The sequence below is a fragment of the Bradyrhizobium sp. CCBAU 45321 genome (assembly GCF_028128975.1).
Classification (GTDB): Bacteria; Pseudomonadota; Alphaproteobacteria; order Rhizobiales; family Xanthobacteraceae; genus Bradyrhizobium; species Bradyrhizobium yuanmingense.
Window position 1 is genome coordinate 93,879 of the sequence record NZ_LFKZ01000127.1, and the last position, 18,718, is coordinate 112,596.

18 protein-coding genes are annotated in these 18,718 nt (G+C 60.4%); all 18 read left to right on the top strand.

The features are described 5' to 3' along the window. The first annotated feature begins 21 nt into the window (after positions 1-21). A complete protein-coding gene (locus ACM43_RS25785) occupies positions 22-1,716 on the top strand; it encodes a thiamine pyrophosphate-binding protein (protein WP_271543832.1) in 1,695 nt (564 codons plus the stop codon). A gap of 35 nt (positions 1,717-1,751) precedes the next feature. Beyond that, a complete protein-coding gene (locus ACM43_RS25790; protein ID WP_271543834.1) occupies positions 1,752-2,273 on the top strand; it encodes a VOC family protein in 522 nt (173 codons plus the stop codon). Beyond that, complete coding sequence (locus ACM43_RS25795) at positions 2,270-3,070, top strand: SDR family NAD(P)-dependent oxidoreductase (RefSeq protein WP_271543836.1); 801 nt, start codon at positions 2,270-2,272, stop codon at positions 3,068-3,070. The genes ACM43_RS25790 and ACM43_RS25795 overlap by 4 nt, the downstream gene beginning before the upstream one ends. Before the next feature lie 31 nt (positions 3,071-3,101). Then, complete coding sequence (locus tag ACM43_RS25800; RefSeq protein WP_271543838.1) at positions 3,102-3,890, top strand: SDR family NAD(P)-dependent oxidoreductase; 789 nt, start codon at positions 3,102-3,104, stop codon at positions 3,888-3,890. 33 nt (positions 3,891-3,923) lie between these two features. Next, positions 3,924-5,366 (top strand): aldehyde dehydrogenase, encoded by a 1,443-nt coding sequence (locus ACM43_RS25805; protein WP_271543840.1) that lies wholly within the window; start codon positions 3,924-3,926, stop codon positions 5,364-5,366. 293 nt (positions 5,367-5,659) lie between these two features. Beyond that, positions 5,660-6,844, top strand: coding sequence for an FAD-dependent oxidoreductase (locus tag ACM43_RS25810; protein WP_271543842.1), 1,185 nt, complete (start codon positions 5,660-5,662; stop codon positions 6,842-6,844). Between the two features lie 247 nt (positions 6,845-7,091). After that, complete coding sequence (locus ACM43_RS25815) at positions 7,092-7,952, top strand: helix-turn-helix domain-containing protein (RefSeq protein WP_271543844.1); 861 nt, start codon at positions 7,092-7,094, stop codon at positions 7,950-7,952. Between the two features lie 16 nt (positions 7,953-7,968). Then, a complete protein-coding gene (locus ACM43_RS25820; protein ID WP_271543846.1) occupies positions 7,969-8,904 on the top strand; it encodes a helix-turn-helix transcriptional regulator in 936 nt (311 codons plus the stop codon). Between the two features lie 299 nt (positions 8,905-9,203). After that, positions 9,204-9,833: an NADPH-dependent FMN reductase gene (locus ACM43_RS25825; RefSeq protein ID WP_271543848.1), complete on the top strand. Its 630-nt coding sequence runs from the start codon at positions 9,204-9,206 to the stop codon at positions 9,831-9,833. 45 nt (positions 9,834-9,878) lie between these two features. Beyond that, entirely contained in the window at positions 9,879-10,763 is an 885-nt protein-coding gene (locus ACM43_RS25830; RefSeq protein ID WP_271543850.1) for an MFS transporter, read from the top strand. Further along, on the top strand, positions 10,742-11,125 hold the full coding sequence (locus ACM43_RS25835; RefSeq protein ID WP_271543852.1) for an MFS transporter: 384 nt from the start codon (positions 10,742-10,744) through the stop codon (positions 11,123-11,125). Before ACM43_RS25830 ends, ACM43_RS25835 begins: the two co-directional genes overlap by 22 nt. A gap of 55 nt (positions 11,126-11,180) precedes the next feature. Then, on the top strand, positions 11,181-12,431 hold the full coding sequence (locus ACM43_RS25840; RefSeq protein WP_271543854.1) for an acyl-CoA dehydrogenase family protein: 1,251 nt from the start codon (positions 11,181-11,183) through the stop codon (positions 12,429-12,431). Positions 12,432-12,449: 18 nt separating this feature from the next. Next, a complete protein-coding gene (locus tag ACM43_RS25845; protein WP_271543856.1) occupies positions 12,450-13,526 on the top strand; it encodes an alpha/beta hydrolase in 1,077 nt (358 codons plus the stop codon). 101 nt (positions 13,527-13,627) lie between these two features. Further along, on the top strand, positions 13,628-13,927 hold the full coding sequence (locus ACM43_RS25850; RefSeq protein WP_271543858.1) for a DUF1330 domain-containing protein: 300 nt from the start codon (positions 13,628-13,630) through the stop codon (positions 13,925-13,927). Positions 13,928-14,119: 192 nt separating this feature from the next. Next, positions 14,120-15,016: an SDR family oxidoreductase gene (locus ACM43_RS25855; RefSeq protein ID WP_271543859.1), complete on the top strand. Its 897-nt coding sequence runs from the start codon at positions 14,120-14,122 to the stop codon at positions 15,014-15,016. 145 nt (positions 15,017-15,161) lie between these two features. Next, complete coding sequence (locus ACM43_RS25860) at positions 15,162-16,364, top strand: ABC transporter substrate-binding protein (protein ID WP_271543861.1); 1,203 nt, start codon at positions 15,162-15,164, stop codon at positions 16,362-16,364. Between the two features lie 155 nt (positions 16,365-16,519). Further along, positions 16,520-17,407 carry a helix-turn-helix domain-containing protein gene (locus ACM43_RS25865; protein WP_271543863.1) on the top strand — a complete coding sequence of 296 codons (888 nt, stop codon included), beginning with the start codon at positions 16,520-16,522 and terminating at the stop codon, positions 17,405-17,407. A 170-nt stretch (positions 17,408-17,577) separates the two neighbouring features. Continuing rightward, a complete protein-coding gene (locus tag ACM43_RS25870) occupies positions 17,578-18,702 on the top strand; it encodes a maleylacetate reductase (protein WP_271543865.1) in 1,125 nt (374 codons plus the stop codon). Positions 18,703-18,718: the final 16 nt, after the last annotated feature.

The following is an 18,718-nucleotide window of genomic DNA, read 5'->3' on the forward strand; positions in this document are numbered from 1 at the left end:
GATAAAAACTGGATCAAGTCAATGGTGATGAAGAGTGGCGGCCAAGCCGTCGTTGACGTTCTGAAGGCGGAAGGCGTGAAGTTCATCTTTGGTATGCCCGGCGGCCATACAATCGGAATTTACGACGCTCTCTACGGACAACAGCAGATCTCCCACATTCTCGTGCGGCACGAGCAGCATGCTGCAAGCATGGCTGCCGGCTATGCGCAGCTTACCGGTGAGCCTGGCGTGTGCTGCGTGACGGCCGGGCCTGGCGCCACCAATCTGATCACGAGCGTAGCGGAAGCATATGTCGGTGCGTTGCCGATGGTCATCCTCGCGGGGCGTGGTGCCACTCGCAACGCACATCGTGGCGCAAGCCAAGAAATCGACCAAGTCAAGATTTTTGCCGCTATCACGAAATGGGGCGTCCGGGTCGATCGACCGGACCTCATTGTCGAATGCCTGCGTCAAGCGTTTACCATTGCCCGCTCGGGTAAGCCGGGTCCTGTGCTTATCGATATCCCCGCGGATATTCTTAGAATGCAGTTTGACGTCGGCGACTATCTCCCAGTCGGCAAACCCGCTGTGGTCCGCGGTGATAGCGATCGTATCAAGACCGCGGCGGCGGCTCTTCTCGCGGCTAGAAAGCCGCTAATCGTCGCCGGTGGCGGCGCCGTAGCCGCAAACGCGACGTCTGAAGTGCGTCAGCTCGCGGAGATGCTGGGTAGCCCCGTCGTCACGACGCTCGCAGGGCGGGGCATTTTGCCTGACGATCATGAACTCACGGCTGGCGGCATCGGTCATCATCGACAGGACGTCACAAAGTATCTTCTGCCAAATGCTGACGTTGTCATCGGCATCGGCGCTCGCTTTGAGGAGCAGGAAAACAACTGGAAGCCAGAATATATTCCGGCGCCGGCGGCCACCTATATCCAGATCGATATCGATCCAAACGAACTCGGCCGATCGGTCATTGCGACCATAGGCATCACGGGAGATGCGCGCCTGGTTCTCCAGGATCTTCTCACGGAGTTAAAAGCAAAGGGTACTGGTCAGCGCGCGGCCTCCAAGGAGTGGCTCGCCGAGTTGTCGAATCGGCGTGCTGCGCTCGAAACAGAGCGCGAAAGCATGGCGAGCTCTAATGCCACGCCAATCCATCCGATTCGGATCTTCGATCGCATCCAGCACGTGTTCCCACGCAATGCAACCGTCGCCATCGACGTCGGCGTGCTCGCGCAGGGGATGGGTGGCGCATTTCCTTATTTTAAGATCTTTGAGCCACGCGCCACGATCGTGCCCTCGAGCTTCTATGGAATGGGCTTCGCGGCATCGGCTTTTCCCGTCGCACGCCTTGTCTACCCTGACCGGCCTGCCGTCTGCTTCGTGGGCGATGGATCCTTCCAGATGGTGATGAATATCCTTCCCGTTGCCGCCGAACTCAAGCTCGGTGTCACGTGGTGCATATTCAACGATCACGCCTTGGGCTCGATCCGCGACATCCAAGTGCAGGCTTTCAATGAGCGGTTCATTGGGACCGAATTCGTCCTTGATCTCGATTACGCGGGCCTTGCAATCGCCTCCGGCTGCTACGGGGAGCGTGTCACCGATCCCCACCAGGTCGAGGCCGCCCTACGACGGGCGTTCGTGGCCAATGAAAGCGGTAAGCCGGCAGTTCTCGACTTTGTGGTCGCCAAAGAGCGCTTGGCGGGTAGTCGGGAGTTTTTTGCTCGATGAAGCCACTCTCATTCGGTCAGCCGGTCGGGGGATTAGTGCAGGCAGCCTATACGGTCGAAAACATCGATCAGGCGATGATGCATTATGTGAAGACGCTGAATATCGGGCCTTGGTTTGTGAGCGGTCCTTTCGTGCCTGCGAAGGGAATGTATCGAGGCCAGCCGACCGACATGAGCCTGACTCTCGCCGTCGCCTTTACCGGCCACATGATGATCGAGCTTATTGAGCAGCACGACACCAAGCCGTCGGTCTATCAAGAGACGATCAAGGTCGAAGGTCACGGTTTCCATCACTGGGCCGTCTGTTCCAAGGACTTCGATGCGGACGTCGCCCGCTACGAGGCTGCCGGCTATCCAGTCGTGTTCTCCGATCTCTCGCCGCGCGGTGTGCGGATCGTCTATGTCGATACCCGCCGCGACTTGCCGGGCATGCTTGAGGTGATCGAGACGACGGAGACGCTTGAAGGCATCTATCACAGCTACTTCGCAGCGGCGCAGAGCTGGGACGGCAAGGATCCCATCCGGCGCTGGTCACTCAAACAAGGGGCCTCGACGTGAGAACCCAGGATCTGTTCGACGTCACCGGCCTTTCTGTCGTCATTACCGGCGGTGCCAAAGGCCTGGGTCGGGCCTTCGCCGAGGCAATGCTCGACAATGATGCACGCGTCGTCTTGCTGGACAAAGACGAGGCGAGCCTTGATCAGGCCGTGTCCGAGCTCAAGGCGCGCGGCGATGTGGCAAGCGTTGCCGTCGATGTTACGGATCGCGATGCAGTCAGGGCCGCTGTCAACAAAGCGGTCGAACGAAACGGCCGTCTCGATGTCGTGTTCGCCAATGCGGGCATCGACGCCGGACCGGGGTTTCTGTCGATGGCCGGCGAACGGGATCCGGAGGGTGCGATCGAGGCCGTCCCGGACAGGCTGTGGGACAAGGTCATCGATACGAATTTGACCTCGATCTTTTCGACCATTCGAGCCGCTGTTCCGCATATGAAGCGACAGAACGGCGGACGCATCATCCTGACCTCGTCGATTGCGAGCATCAGGCCAGGCGCTATCGTCGGTATGCCCTACCAGATATCGAAGGCGGGTGTGTCGCACCTCGCCAAGCAGGCCGCACTTGAGCTCGCCCGCTACAACATTCTGGTCAACGCAATCTTGCCGGGTCCGTTTCTGACCCAGCTCACGACGCCCGACCTCAAGAAGCGCTTCGAAGCTGGCAGTCCTCTTCACCGCGTCGGTCGACCCGAGGAGATACAGGGGCTGGCGCTTTTCCTGGCTTCACCAGCGTCTAGCTACATCACCGGGACCCATATCGTCATCGATGGCGGTGCCTTGCTTGGTCGCGCTGACTGAACTGATCGAACGTTAGGCCACGAGAGACACGATGAAAGCCGCTGAACTGTTTGACCTGTCCGGACATATCGCCGTCGTTACAGGCGCTGCGTCTGGCCTTGGACTCGCGATTGCGCAAGTGATCGCAGCCAATGGAGGGCGGGTCGCAATGCTTGACATCGACGAGGGCAAATTGATGCAGGCGGCGGCTGCCATCGACGAAGCCGGTGGAGCCGTTGACACTTTCTGCGTCGACATAGCCGAGGCGGGCAGCATCGAAGCTGTCGTGGATGCTTACGTCGAAAGATATGGCCGGCTCGATTGTGTGTTTGCGAACGCAGGCGTGAGCGGTGGCCCCGGATACGGCAAGCCCGAAGGCGAGCTCAAGTCGGCGTCCATGGAGCTTTGGGACGCCTGCCTTCGGGTCAATCTTGATGGCGCTTTTCGGACAATTCGCGTGGCGGCAAAGCATATGAAGCCACGGCGGCACGGATCGATCGTCGTGACGTGTTCCGTCGCGGCGCTGCGGGCGTCGGCGCTACCGAGTTACGGCTACCACGCGGCAAAGGCCGGCATTGCACAGGTGGTGCGCGTCGCGGCTCTCGAGCTCGGTCCTCACAATGTGCGTGTCAATGCCATCGCGCCAGGTCCTTTTCGGACGAATATCGCCAATGGCCGGATGCATACGCCCGAAGGTGCCGCGGCGTTCGCAGATACCGTACCCTTAGGGCGGCTTGCCGAACTGGATGAGATCAAGGGGCTCGCGCTGCTGTTGGCATCGCCGGCTTCCACATACATGACCGGTGCGATCATTCCGATCGACGGCGGAACGCAGGCCTGAGGGCCGCATACTTGGAAAATCAGGAGAGTATCGATGGATATCGGATTTATCGTTGACGGTGGTGCGGTTGCGGCCGAGGGAGGGGGCACTTTCGAGCGCAAGGATCCCATGACCGGTAAGGTCGCGACACGCGCGCCGGCTGCGACGCTCGCAGACGTCGAGAAGGTCGTCGCTGCTGCGGCCAAAGCGTTCGAGACCTGGTCAGAGACAGGGCCCTCGCTGCGTCGCGGCCTCCTTCTGAAGGCGGCTGACCTTATGGAGAGCCGTACCAACGACTTTATCAAGCTGATGCTCGAGGAGACCGGGGCAACGGCGCCTTGGGCTGGCTTCAATGTCCATCTCGCCGCCGGCATCTTGCGCGAAGCTGCAGCTCTCACCACCCAAATCACCGGCGAAGTCATCCCATCCGATAAGCCCGGTATCTGGTCGATGGCGGTACGCCAGCCGGCCGGCGTCGTCCTCGGCATGGCGCCGTGGAACGCCCCGGTCATCCTCGGCACGCGGGCAATCGCGGCGGCGCTCGCCTGCGGCAACACGGTCATCTTGCGTTCGTCAGAAACCTGTCCCGGAACGCATCGTCTTATCGGCCAAGTTCTGAATGATGCTGGCTTCCCCAAAGGAGTCGTCAACGTCCTGTCGAATGCACCTTCGGATGCGCCCAAGATCGTTGAGGCGTTGATTTCCAGTCCTGCCATACGCCGGGTCAATTTCACAGGCTCAACCAAAGTCGGTCGCGTCATCGCCAAGCTCGCGGCGGAGCATCTCAAGCCTGTCCTGCTGGAACTTGGCGGCAAGGCGCCTTTGGTCGTTCTGGATGACGCCGATCTGGACCAAGCGGTCGATGCTGCGGCCTTCGGCGCTTTCATGAATCAGGGGCAGATCTGCATGTCCACGGAGCGCATTATTGTGGATCAGAAGATCGCCGACGCGTTCGTCGCCAGACTCGCGGCCAAAGCCTCGACATTGCCGGCTGGCGATCCGCGTGAGCATGTCGTCCTGGGATCATTGGTCGATCTGGCGCCCGCCGAGCGCATGGATGCGCTCATCAAGGATGCCACCGGAAAGGGAGCGAAGATCGTCGCGGGCGGCAAGCGCAACGGAACGGTCGTCAAAGCCACCTTGCTCGACCACGTGACGTCGGAAATGAAAATCTACAACGAGGAATCGTTCGGACCCGTGAAATCGATCATTCGTGTTGCCGGTGTCGATGAGGCCGTGCGCATCGCCAACGACACTGAATACGGTCTGTCCGCTGCGATTTTTGGCCGCGATGTCTCCCGTGCCCTGACGATTGCGAAACGTATCCAGAGCGGTATCTGCCACATCAATGGGCCGACCGTCGCCGATGAGGCTCAGATGCCATTCGGCGGCACAAAGGCCAGCGGGTACGGCCGCTTCGGCGGAAAGGCCGTCATCAACGAATTCACCGAGCTTCGTTGGATAACGATCGAAGGTCCGCAGCACTACCCGTTCTAAGGAAAGACCAGGAGGTCCAGCATGTTCATCGGCAAAGCTCTCGACAATATCCGGGTGCTGGACCGCCTGCACAAAACATCAACTGTAGATCGCTCCTCAGAGCGGCGAGATCGACCGGTTGGGGCACAAGCATGGCTTAGCAACGCCGCTGCATAGTCTCACCTATCGACTTCTGCAGCCATTCCGCGAGGGTGCGCCGAAGGCAGCCCCTGGGGCTTGAGCGAAGCATGATGTGGCTAGGCCTCAATCGCAACAAGAAGGCAGTCACGCCTGTAGGAAATAGAAGAGGGATTATGTCCGTTGAAGCAAGAGTCGCCATCGTGGGCGCCGGCCCGGTTGGTTTGCTAAGCGCTCTTGGGCTCGCCCAGGCGGGCATCCCGGTTGTCGTCATCGAGCGTGCATCGGAAATCATCGCTTCGCCGCGCGCGATAGTTTATCATTGGTCTGTACTTGAGGGCCTCGACCGACTTGGCTTGCTTGAAGAGGCGCTAGACGTCGGGTTCGCCAAGCAGGACTATACCTACTTGGATTTCGCGACCGGCGAGAAAATCAATTACAGCCTGGACGTTCTCGACGGACGGACACCGTTCCCTTTCAATCTCCATCTCGGCCAGAATCTACTTGCCGGAATTGCGTTGCGCCGACTCCAGCAGTTTCCGCATGCCGAGGTTCGCTGGGGTGTGACAATGCGCGATCTGATGCAAGATGGCAGCGGGGTCACTCTCTCGGTTGACGGCCCTGAGGGCCCTTCCGAACTCCGTGCCGGATGGGTTATCGGCGCCGACGGCGCGACGAGCAACGTTCGAAGGGCCTTGCATCTGGAGTTCGAGGGTATCACATGGCCGAAGCGGTTCATCGCGGCCAACGTCCGGCACGATTTTTCGAAGCACGGCTACGCGCGCACCACCTTTCTGATTCACCCGACCCATGGTGCAATCATCGTAAAGCTCGATAGAGACGATCTGTGGCGCTGCACCTACAGCGAGCCGCTCGATCTACCCGAGGAGAGCATCGCCGAGCGTATGACCGCGTACTTCGATGTCATCCTTCCGGGAGCGCGCGACATTGAGGTCGTTGCATTTGCGCCTTATCGCATGCATCAGCGGGCAGCCGAGCGGTTCCGTGTCGGCAGAGTGTTGCTGGCCGGCGACGCAGCGCATGCAACGAATCCCAGCGGCGCCTACGGGCTCACATCGGGATTGTTCGACGCATTTGCGCTCTACGAGGCGCTGGCTGCTGTCGTTCGCGGCGATGTCGACGACGCTATCCTCGATTGCTACGCCGAGGAGCGCCGCCGCATCTTCCTCGAGGTCGTCTCACCCGCGGCGGTCGACAACAAGCGGATCATCTTCGACACGACAGATCCGGAGCAGCACGAGGCCAATCTCATCCGCTTGCGCCGTCTGACGGACAAGGAGGTGCTGCTCGACCGGCTTATGCTGACGGTGCAAATGCGCAGCGAGGCGAGACCTCAGTAGCGTCTGAAGGCCAAGCCTCTGTTCGACGCCTGAAGTGTAGATAACGCGCCTCTTCAACGGGTTCGGCTTCGAGGCAGGCGGCTCGTTCCGGCTCGTTGGCGAGCAGATCGACGGCAGCTTCCTCTTGGGTGGCCAAACGAAGACATAGCGTGCTCAGAGCATTATTGTTATAACGAATTATTCTTCATCACCACGAGGCGCATATTGCGCTGCAGCGGGCCCAGTCAGACTACACGCGGAGCAGGAGATGGAAGCCAAGCGCGAGTTCAGAGGCTCCGATACTCACGGTGTTCTGCAACGGTTTGGGGCCGACATCCGTGCAACAAGTGAGGGGCATGGGTGGTCTTCGATCTACGCGTCGATCCAAAGGGAGAATCCCTTCGAGGGGCGGTTCGAAGCGATCGCTGACGACCTCATTGTTTTGCACCGTAGCGGCCCCGTGCAGACGACCTTTGCATCCGGCGGGCACGTCACTTCACGTCGCATTCCAAAAGGAAGCATCTTTTTTTTGCCAGCAGGTCATGCGTGCGAGGTGGGATTGCATGGGGCGCTGGACACTCTCCACATTTATCTCCGCGCAAACCTGGTTTCTGTCAACAATGTTACACCGTTGCTGGTGGAACGGGACGTGGTTATACAGCATCTGGCGCAGGCGGTTGAGCAGGCGGTTTGCGAAAAGGTCTCGAATTCAGATCTCTTCATCGATCCGATAGCACGGGCGCTTGCGAATAGGGTCTCCGCGATCAGCAGGAGCAGCGAACCGTGGCGGGTTCAGACGGTTGGGCTGCCGGACTACGAACTTCGGCGCGTTAAGGATTTCATAGAAGCCAATCTCGAGGGTGAGATCACCCTTGCTGCGATGGCCAGCGCGTGCGGCATCGGCACAAAGTCGTTCGGTCGAGCTTTTGCGGCAACAACCGGCAAATCACCATACCAATATGTGATCGCGGCACGGGTCGAACGGGCCAAGCGATTGATCGAGCAAGACCAGGAAGGCCTCGCTGAGATAGCACTCCGCTGTGGCTTCTCCCATCAGGAACACTTGACGCGTGCCTTCCGCAGGCTGACGGGTCAAACGCCCGGTCGGTACCGTCGCAGTGTCAACTGACAAACAGCTAGGGCCAATGCAGAAACGCTCCGATCCACCATCGCCAGCCGCAGCGCAAAATAAGCATACCGCGCGGCCTTTCGACGGAGGCGATTTCCATTCCGTACTGCGACACTTCGCCGTGAAAGGCCAACTGTCGAGTGCGGGGCTCGGCTGGTCGACGATGTTCGCATCGGTTCAGCGGGAAGAGCCGTTCAGGGGCCGCTTCGAAGCCAATGCCAACGCCCTGCTGGTGACTGCAGCTGGTGGACCAGTCGATGTTACCTATCGGATCGATGGGCGTGTCGTATCCAGGCACTTGCAGGAGAAGGGGATCTTTTTCCTACCGCCGCGCCGCGACTGTGAGGTGACGCTAAATACGCCGTTGAATTCGATCCATGTGTACCTGCGTCCTGAACTGTTTTCTGGCTCTGAAGATAAAGCGCAGAACTCCGATTTTGGCCTCTTGCCCTTGTTGGGTGAGCCGGAGCCCCTAACCGGCAATCTCCTGGCCGTGGTGGAAGAAATGGTGCGTGAGGGCGATACCTCGTGTTCCCTTCTGGCCGATTCGATTGCGCATGCAATAGCCAATCGCCTTTTCGTCCTCAATGCACGGGAGCGAAAAGCACCGTGTGCTGTGGAACGCCAGCTGAGTACACGTAGCGTCCGCTCGATTCGTGATTTTGTCGAAGCTAATCTCGCGGATTGCATCAAGCTGGACGATTTGGCTGCGATCTGCGGCGTAAGTCCCGAGTATTTCATAAGGGTGTTCAAGTCTTCGCTGGGCGTGTCTCCTCACCGCTACGTTGTGGGGGTGCGAATTCATCATGCGAAACTGCTCCTGACGGATCCAAACATTGGCCTTGCGGAAATTGCGAGGCAGTGCGGGTTTGCGCACCAGCAGCATTTCACAAACACGTTCCGTCGTATGACGGGTTTGTCGCCAGGCGCTTATCGACGGGCAATGAATTAAGAACTCCAAGATCTGCCTTTTCGATCTGAACGCTCGTTCGTTTCCTGTAAACGAAGCGGACAGTTTGTGTCAGTTTCCTGCAAATCGGTCCGGTTTGTGCAGGCTTAGCCACCCGGCATGTCCTACTTTCACCTCACGTAGAGGCGCCAGACGCAATCAAGGCGCCGACGATAGGGAGAGACGCGCATGGCATTGTTCGATGCCGGGCGAGGGTGCTCGCATATCCGAATTGGCCAGCATTCGCTTGGGGAGCCCTGGACCTCGGGTGATCTTGCTGCGCAGGAAAGTGGGCCGCTGCGATGAAGGGCTGGTCTCCGCTCGTCGTCGGGATTGGCGGAACGTTGCGCGACGGATCAACCTCGGAGAGGGCGCTGCGCCTGGCTTTGACGGAAGCCGCGCGGCTCGGTGCGAGAACGCAGATTTTCGCCGGGCAATCGTTGAATCTCCCGCACTACGACAGCATTGAACGTACGGAGCGTGCGACGTCGTTGGTCGAAGCGCTGCGCACCGCAGACGGCATCATCATAGCCACCCCAAGCTATCATGGCTCGATCTCCGGCCTGGTCAAGAACGCAATAGACTATACCGAGGATCTCCGCGCGGACGCGCGCAGCTATCTTGCCGGACGCGCTGTCGGCGCCATCGTATGCGCGGGCGGAGCCCAAGCCATGGGAGCGACGCTCGGAACTCTGCGGACCATCGTTCACGCGCTACGGGGTTGGCCGACTCCATTTTCAGCGGTGATCAACACCGCGCAGAGGCCATTTTCTGCAGATGGTGCGTGCAGTGATCCGATCATAGCGCAACAGCTTGCATTCGTGGCCGAGCAGGTCGTCGAGTTCGCGAAGATGCGGCGGCTATACGAGAGCCGGCGCAATGGGCTGGCGCCTCAAGAAATATCAGAAGCCGCGCCGGCGCAATGCGCCTAGAACGCGGCCGCAAACGACCATAACGGGAAACAATAGGGAGGGGTCATGAGCAGGAATCGCATCCTTAGTTATGAAAATCTCGTTGTCGTCTTGATGGGGTCAGCGTTTGGCTTCGTATTCTTCGACCGTCTTGCACTGAATTTTCTATCTCCGTTTCTGATGCCTGAGCTCCAACTGAACAACACCCAGCTGGGTGCCCTCTCGGCTGGCCTGGCTCTGACCTGGGCAATCGCCGGCTATGCGGTCGGCACTCTTTCGGACTATTTTCAGAATCGTAAGACGCTCCTGGTCTGCGCGATAGTGATCTTCTCGATGTGCTCGGTAGGATCCGGTCTCGCCAATTCGTTTCTGACGCTGCTTGCCGCGCGCCTCGTCATGGGATTTGCGGAAGGGCCTGTACTTCCGATCGCGCAATCGATCATGGCGGCGGAATCGTCGGAGCACCGTCGCGGCTTCAACATGGGCGTTCTGCAGAATTTCTTCAGCGCGCTCCTGAGTAATTTTGCCGCTCCTCTGCTGCTCGTCGCAATTGCGCAGATCTACGGCTGGAGAAGCGCTTTCTACATTGCAGCGGTGCCTGGCTTCGTGGTAGCCGCCCTGATTGTCGCGTTTATCCGTGAACCTTCGTCGGGGGGCGCTCCGATATCGACTGCTTCTGCGCGCAACACGATCCCGCTTTCGACGATGCTGAAACATCGCAACATCTGGGTTTGCGCGATCGTGAGCTGCCTAATGGTGGCTTGGCTCCTGATCCAGATAACGTTCCTCCCGATCTACCTGGTGCAGGTCCGCGGTCTGTCGCCCAGCGCGATGAGCGTTGCCCTGGCCGCGACCGGTATCGCAACGGCGCGTCTTCGATCATCGTACCGGCGCTGTCGGATCGATTTGGCCGCCGTCCGATCCTCATCTTGTCAGGCTTCGTTGGCGTGATTGCCCCGGTGACCACCGTCATGTTCGACGGACCTTTGCCGTTGATGGTGTTGTTCATGGGTGTCGGCTATCTCGCCATTGGCGGCTTCTCGTTGTTTATGGCCACCGTGCCGTCCGAAACAATCCCGCCGACCCATGTTGCTACCGCGCTTGGCTTCATCATGGGGGTTGGCGAGCTCGCGGGAGGCTTCGCTGGCCCGGCCCTCGCCGGGATCGCTTCCGACGTGTTCGGTCCGTCCAGCGCGATGTGGATCGCCGCTACGCTTTGCATCTGTGCAGGCTTGCTCTGCCTGATGCTGGACGAAACTGCTCCGCGGGTGCTCGAGCGCCACAAAAGAATGATTGTGAGTTCGCCGGCATAAATTCTTATCGACGGTTAGCCGCAATCGCGCTCAACGGAAACGTCAGGAGATAGAAATGAACGTTCAGGCCATGCGCAAGAGCCTGCCGGTACCGGAACCTCGCCTCACTCCGCAGGAACTGATCGATCGTGCGGCTTCGATGAGGACGCTGCTGCGGGAATCGCAAGACGAGACCGATGAGCGGGGACATTATTCGGACGAAATCCAGCAGAAGTTCATCGATGCTGGATTCTATCGGATCTTGCAGCCCAAAATGTTTGGTGGCTACGAGTTCGATTACGAAACATTTTTTCGCGTCATGGTGGAGATATCGCGCGGTCATCCGTCTGCAGGGTGGTGCTTGACATTGGCCGCTTCTCATGCGCCGGTCATAGCCGCGCACTGGTCGGAAGCCGCGCAGATCGAAATCTTCGGTTCATCCGGACATTTCGCGTCACCGCACCGGGCTGCCCCCGGGGGCACATGCCTGCCGGTCGAGGGCGGCTATATCATCAATGGTGTTTGGCCATATTCGTCGGGAATACCGCACAGCACGCATTTCCTGGGCGCAACGTTGCTTCAAACGTCGTTCCCACCACGCATTTTGAACTTTGTTGTGCCGCAGGGGCAATACACAATTCTGGGCGATTGGGGTGGAGACCGCACCTTGGGCATGCGCGGCTCCGGCTCGAACAGCGTCAAGCTGGACAATGTCTTCGTGCCCGAGCACATGACCGCGTTTTTCGACGCGCTGGGTGTGAAGCAGGATCTCTCCGACGGCACACCCGGAACGCGATTGCATGGCAACCCCATGTATCTTGGCGTTCTCATGGGTCCCTATCACGCGTCTCTGACATCGCCTATCATCGGTGCCGCGCGCGCGGCGATCGATGAATATCGCGATATCCTGTTCTCGCAAAACACATTTGTTCCACCTTTCATCAAGCGCGCCTTCGAGACTGATTTCCAGGTCAACTATGGCCGCGCCATAGCGTTGACCGATGCAGCCGAAGGCGTGCTGCTCCAGGGCTTGCGTAAGCACATGGACTACTGTCAGCGGTGGGCGAAGACGGGTTTGCAAGCCTCCGCGGAAGAAAACTTGCGACTCTGGGGAATGCTGCAGACCGGCGCACGTCTTGCCTGTGAAGCCATCGAACTCTTGTTCCAGACCGCCGGGTCGACCGCGGCGCGGAAGGGCTCGAGGATGCTTCGATACTTTGGCGACGCTCAGATGTATCGAGGACACATGTCCTCCCAATACATGACCTTCGCGAAGTACATTGGTCGCAGCAATCTCGGGCTGCCGACCGGTTTTCTGGATCTCTGAAGAAAGTCGGAGGGGGACGTGACCCAAACTAAAGCAAAACCTGCTCCGTTGGTGCTGTCAGATCAGGGGTTCTTTTGGACCGGTTTGGTCCGCCAGCAGACACCGAATGGCACCATCGCTGCGGGCCAGATGTTCGTACAGTATCAGATCCCGGAGCACATCCGGCATCCATATCCTATCGTGATGGTCCACGGAGGTGGGGGGCAGGGAACGGATTTTCTCGGTACTGCCGATGGACGGCCGGGATGGGCCACTTACTTTCTGAAACAGGGTTACGCGGTCTATGTCGTCGACCGCCCAGGGCACGGTCGCTCGCCGCTGCATCCGGAGGCCCTGGGTCCGATGACACCTCCGCTGACCTACGAATTTGCCATGACCTTGTTTACCGCGCCCGGCAAGCAGGCGAACAGCTGGCCGAACGCGCAAAAGCACAATCAGTGGCCTGGTTCGGGCGTCATCGGCGATCCAGTTCTGGACCAATTCATCGCGACCCAAGGTCCGTTCCTTGTCTTCTTGGCACAGACGCAACAGCTGATGCAGCGAGCCGGAGCCGAATTGCTGGATCGTATCGGTCCGGCGATCCTGCTCACCCATTCCATGGGCGCGCCGTTCGGCTGGCTCGTGGCCGATAGTCGACCGAACCTGGTGAAAGGCATTGTGGCGGTCGAGCCAATGGGGCCGCCTTTCGCCCAATTGCCGATGGGGCTCGGTGACCTCTCTTACGGACTCACTGCGATCCCGATGACGTTCGATCCGCCCGTGAAAGGCCCAACTGAACTGCGGCGCGAAATCCGCAAGGCTCAGAAGCCGGGGCTGGCGGACTGCTTCGTTCAGAAAGAGCCGGCGAGGCGTCTTCCCAACCTGGCGTCGATTCCCATTGCTGTCGTGACATCCGAGGCGTCGGCCTGGTCCATGCACGACCACGGCACCGTCGACTATCTCGTTCAGGCAGGGGTGCGAGCCGTCCATCTGCGGCTCGAAGACCATGGCCTGCGCGGCAACGGCCATCTGATGATGCAAGAAAGGAACAGCGATGACATCGCTGCTTTCCTGGAAAGGTGGATCTCGGAATATGTGAGGTCACGACCAACATAAATTCGATTCTTCGCGCCGCACTTGTGGTGAAGCAGCGGCTGGAAGGTGCGAGTGAGATGGTCCGGTTTGTCAGCAGACCGTTAGCGCAAGAGGAGTGCGAGATGGCGAAGAAGGGATATTGGGTCGGTCACATCAACGTCACGAGCCCGGAGCGCTACAAGGACTACATCGCGGCCAACGCCGCACCATTGAAGAAGTACGGGGCGCGGTTCCTTGTCCGAAACGGTGCATGCGAAGTGCACGGCGACGCACTTCAAGGGCGTCGCCACGTCGTCATCGAGTTCGAAAGCTACGCAATAGCCAAGGCCTGCCACGACTCACCCGAGTATCAGGCGGCGGCCAAGATTCGCGACGAAGCCAGCACCTCCGATTTCGTCATGATCGAGGGCCACGAGGACTAACAGCGATCCGCGGCGGGGACTGGCAACTTACGATTAAGAGCCTAGCCGGAGGTGGAGACGCTAATTCGTTCCACAGTATGCCGGTCAGTATCCGTCGCCGTAGCGGCGGGGCTTGCACTCCACCTTCTCGCTCATGCTGGAGAAGGCGCGATGACGTCGAGGGGCGTGCGCAAGGATCAGGAGCACCATCAAATGAAAGATATCGAAGATAAGGTCGCGTTCATCACGGGAGGCGCGAGTGGGATCGGGTTCGGAATGGCCCGCGCGTTCTTGCAACATGGGGTAAAGGTCGTTATCGCGGACGTCCGTCAATCGCATCTGGATGCGGCGGCTTCCGCCCTCGATCGCTCCAACAAGAACTACCATCTGATCCGTCTAGACGTTACCGACCGCGACTCAATGGCACGGGCCGCGACGGAGGCCGAGAAGGTATTCGGCAAGGTCCACATACTCTGCAACAATGCAGGCGTATCGAGCATGGTGGCTATGGAAGACGCGAGCTTCGCGGATTGGGATTTTGTGATGAACATCAACGTCGGGGGCGTCGTCAACGGCGTCGCGACGTTCGTTCCCCGGATTCGGGCGCATGGAGAAGGTGGTCACATCGTCAACACCTCCTCGATGGCCGGCATTCTCGCTCTTCCAAATCCCGGCGGCATCTACTCGACATCCAAATTCGCGGTGCGCGGCCTGACGGAGTCGTTGCGTATGGCGCTCGGACCGCACAACATCGGCGTTTCGCTCCTTTGTCCCGGTCTGGTTCGCAGCAATCTCGTCGACACGACGCTTCACCTCAACACGTCCGGTTCTGCTCAACCGGCGGGTGGCCCGTTCGCGGCCGGCGGTTCGCCATTGGAAGCCGGGATGGACCCTCTCGCCGTAGGCGAACGGGTGGTCGAAGGAATCGTCGGGAACGAGCCATACATTCTTCCGCACGGCGAATTCAAAGACGAAGTCGCAGAAGCGTTCGGAGAGATACTTCAGTCGTTCCCCATCGATCGAGATATCGATCCGAAACGGCAACAGTTCGAAGCGATGCGCCGGCAAGCGACGACGGAGGCCAAGCGCTTGGCTGCAAGCATCGGTTAGAACTTCGGTCTGGCGATCGAGGAGGGCGCCGATCTCCATTGGACGCCCGCTCGCCCGAGTCATTCGAAAGACGTCGCAAGAATCGGAGGGAAGCAATCCTCCGGACAAACAGCCGCTCTCAGCGCGGCCTATCAGGGAGGTGTCGATGCGAAGCGTTATCGCAGCTGCAGGGCTGTGCGTGGTCTGGTCCGTTCTCGCGGCGCCGGCCGTAGCCGAAGACCAGCCCGGTATCACCGCCACCGAGATCCGCATCGGACAGACCATGCCCTATAGCGGGCCAGTCTCCGCCTTCGGCATCCTCGGCAAGGGCGAGGTCGCATATTTCAAGATGGTCAACGACCGCGGCGGCATCAACGGCCGCAAGGTCAACCTGCTCTCGCTCGACGACAGCTACGTGCCCCCCAAGACCGTGGAGCAGACGCGCCGGCTGATCGAGAGCGACGACGTCTCGTTCATCTTCTCGACGATGGGGACCGCGCATAACACGGCGATCGCCAAATATCTGCAGGGCAAGAAGGTGCCCCAGCTGTTCGTCGCCTCGGGCGCCTCGAAGTTCGGCGACCCCGCGCAGTTTCCCCTCACGCTGATGGGCGTGATGGCGCCGTTCCGGAACGAGGCCCGCCTGTATGCGCGCTATGCCCTGCAGAAGAAACCCGACGCGACCTTCGCGGTGCTGGCGCAGAACGACGATTTCGGACGCGACTACCTCGCCGGGCTCAAGGACGTCCTCGGCAGTCGCTACGAGACGGCAGTCACGGCGGCGGCCTACGAGACGACTGAGCCGACGATCGATTCCCAGATCGTGAAGCTCAAATCGACCGGTGCGGATGCGCTCGTGATCGCCGCGGCGCCGAAATTCGCTGCGCAGGCGATCCGCAAGACTTACGAGATCAACTGGCGTCCGATGATGTTCCTGACCAATGTGTCGGTATGGATGTCCTCGGTGATGGAGCCGGCCGGGCTCGACGCCGGCACCGGCATCATCTCGAGCGCCTATGTCAAGGATCCGCTCGATCCGGCATGGGCGGACGATCCCGGCGTAAAGGGGTGGCGCGACTTCATGGCCAAATACGTGCCTGACGGCGACATCCGCGATGCCAACTACGTCAACAGTTACAACAATGGCATGGCGCTGGAGCACGTGCTCAAGGCGGCGGGCAACGACCTCAGTCGCGAGAACATCCTGCGGCAGGCGCTGTCGATCAAAGATTTGGAGTTGCCGATGCTGCTGCCCGGCATCAAGGTCAACACCGGCGAGAGTGACCATCTGCCGGTCGAGCAGCTGCAGTTCATGCGCTTCACCGGCAAGCAGTGGGAGCGGTTCGGCGAGGTGCTCTCGACCAAGTAGCGCCGATATCGAACCGCATGCAATGATGTCGAGGCAGGTTGGTCCGCGGGTGTTGCCATTGCGCTGCAGCAAACGACGGGAGCGATTGTATTGAAAATCGAGGGCCATTGGGTTTTACTCCGCGGCACCGAAGCCTCGAACCCTTGGTCTGTCGGATGCAGGCGACGTCGAATTTTGGGGTGCAGGAGACGCACGGGATCCTGAACCGCTTCCAGGCCGAATTCCGCGGCTCGAGCGAAGGGCTCGGCTGGTCATCCGCATTTGCCTCGGTTCAGCGCGAACGGCCGTTCGAGGGGCACTTCCACGCACTATCCGACAATCTGATGGTGTTACATCGGGGTGGCCCGGTCGACATCACGTATGTGATGGACGGCAAGTCGGTTGCTCGGCACATCCCGCGCGGTGGCGTTTTCTTCCTGCCGGCGGGCCATGCATGCAACGTGCTCCTGCGCGAACCGCTGGAATCTACCCACATCTATCTGCGCTCCGACCTTTTCGCCGGCCCTGACGGGTCGCCTACCGTGATCGGCGCCCTCGCGCCGATGCTCGGCGATCAGGACGCGGTGCTGGAGCATCTTGCCTCGGCGATCGGTGATACCATCACCGGTGGTCTGCCGGCCTCGTCGCTCTTCGTCGATCCGATCGCGCAAGCGATCGCTAACCGTTTCGTGGCGATCAACTTCCACAAACCGAGCACGGAAGCCGGCAAGCACCCGAACCTGCTCAGTGGCAGGCAGATGGCACGCATTCGCGAATTCGTCGATGCCAATATCGATGGCGATATCCGCCTCGACCAGCTGGCGGAGCTGTGCGGCCGCAGCACCGAGTATTTCGTGCGGCTTTTCAAGGCGACCAGCGGCGTCTCGCCTTATCAATACGTGCTCAATTTGCGCATAGAGCGCGCCCGGGCGCTGCTTGCCGACGAGACCTTAAGTCTGGCAGAGATCGCGCTGGCTTGCGGCTTCTCCCATCAAGAGCATTTCACGCGGATGTTCCGCCGCTTCACCGGCATAACACCCGGACGATACCGACACAGCCACTAGGTCCCGCTGATCTCGGCCCCGGGCGGTCGAAGGCCCGATCCGGCCCTGCATTATTTTTCCGGTTTTGTGCAGATTTTCTTCGGTTTCGTGCAGGCCCGCCGCGCCAGCCCGCCCCTAACTTCCTTCCCAACGACATGAGAACGCCGGTTCGCCGGCTTGGGAGGATTGCCATGAGCATCGCGCTGGCCGATGCCGGAGGCGCGTCCGTTGCGACGGCTGGTGATGCCGGCAAGGGCGCGTTTGCCTATTGCTCGCAGCAATATCGCGTCCTGTTCGGTACTGGCACCTCGGCGCGACTCGGCGAGGAGGCAAAGCGCCTCGGCGTCAAACGGGCGCTGGTGCTGACCACAAGCGAGCAGCACGAGGTCGGGCGACGGCTCGGCGTGGGCCTCGGTGATAGGCTCGCCGGACTGTTTGCCGGCGCACGCATGCATACGCCGGTCGAAGTCACCAACGAAGCGCTTCGCATTGTGGAGTCCCGCGACATCGACGGGCTGGTCGCGATCGGTGGCGGCTCGACGGTCGGACTCGGCAAGGCGCTCTCGCTGCGCACGGGGTTGCCGCATATCGCGATGCCGACCACCTATGCCGGCTCCGAGATGACGCCGATTCTTGGCGAGACCAGCAACGGCATCAAGACCACGCAGCAATCCCAGGATCTGGTGCCTGATACCGTCATCTACGACGTCGATCTCACCGTCAGCCTGCCGCCGCGCATCTCCGCCGCCAGCGGCCTGAACGCGATCGCCCACGCCGTCGAGGCGCTTTATGCGCCAGACGCCAATCCGCTGACCTCGCTGATGGCGGAGGATGGTATCGCCGCGCTTGCCCGCGCGCTACCGCGCATCATGGTGGCGCCCGCCGATCCCGGCGCCCGTCGCGATGCTCTCTATGGCGCCTGGCTGTGCGGCGTTTGCCTCGGCGCGGTCGGCATGTCGCTGCACCACAAGCTCTGCCACGTGCTGGGCGGCGTGTTCAACCTGCCGCATGCCGAAACTCACGCGATCGTGCTGCCGCACGCCGCTGCCTACAACGCCGCCGCGGCGCCTCAGGCCATGACTCGCGTCGCGCGGGCGCTGCACAGCGCCAATGCTCCGCAGGGCCTGTTTGACCTTGCCCGGCAGCTCGCGCTGCCGCGCGCGCTCGCCGACATCGGAATGCCCGAGGACGGCATCGCACGCGCCGCGGAGACGGCAGTGCGCAACCCGTATGCCAACCCCAGACCGATTGATCGCGCCCTGATCGAGCAATTGATCGCGGCAGCTTGGCGCGGCGATGCGCCCGCGCAGGACTGAACCTCAGGGATCAAGG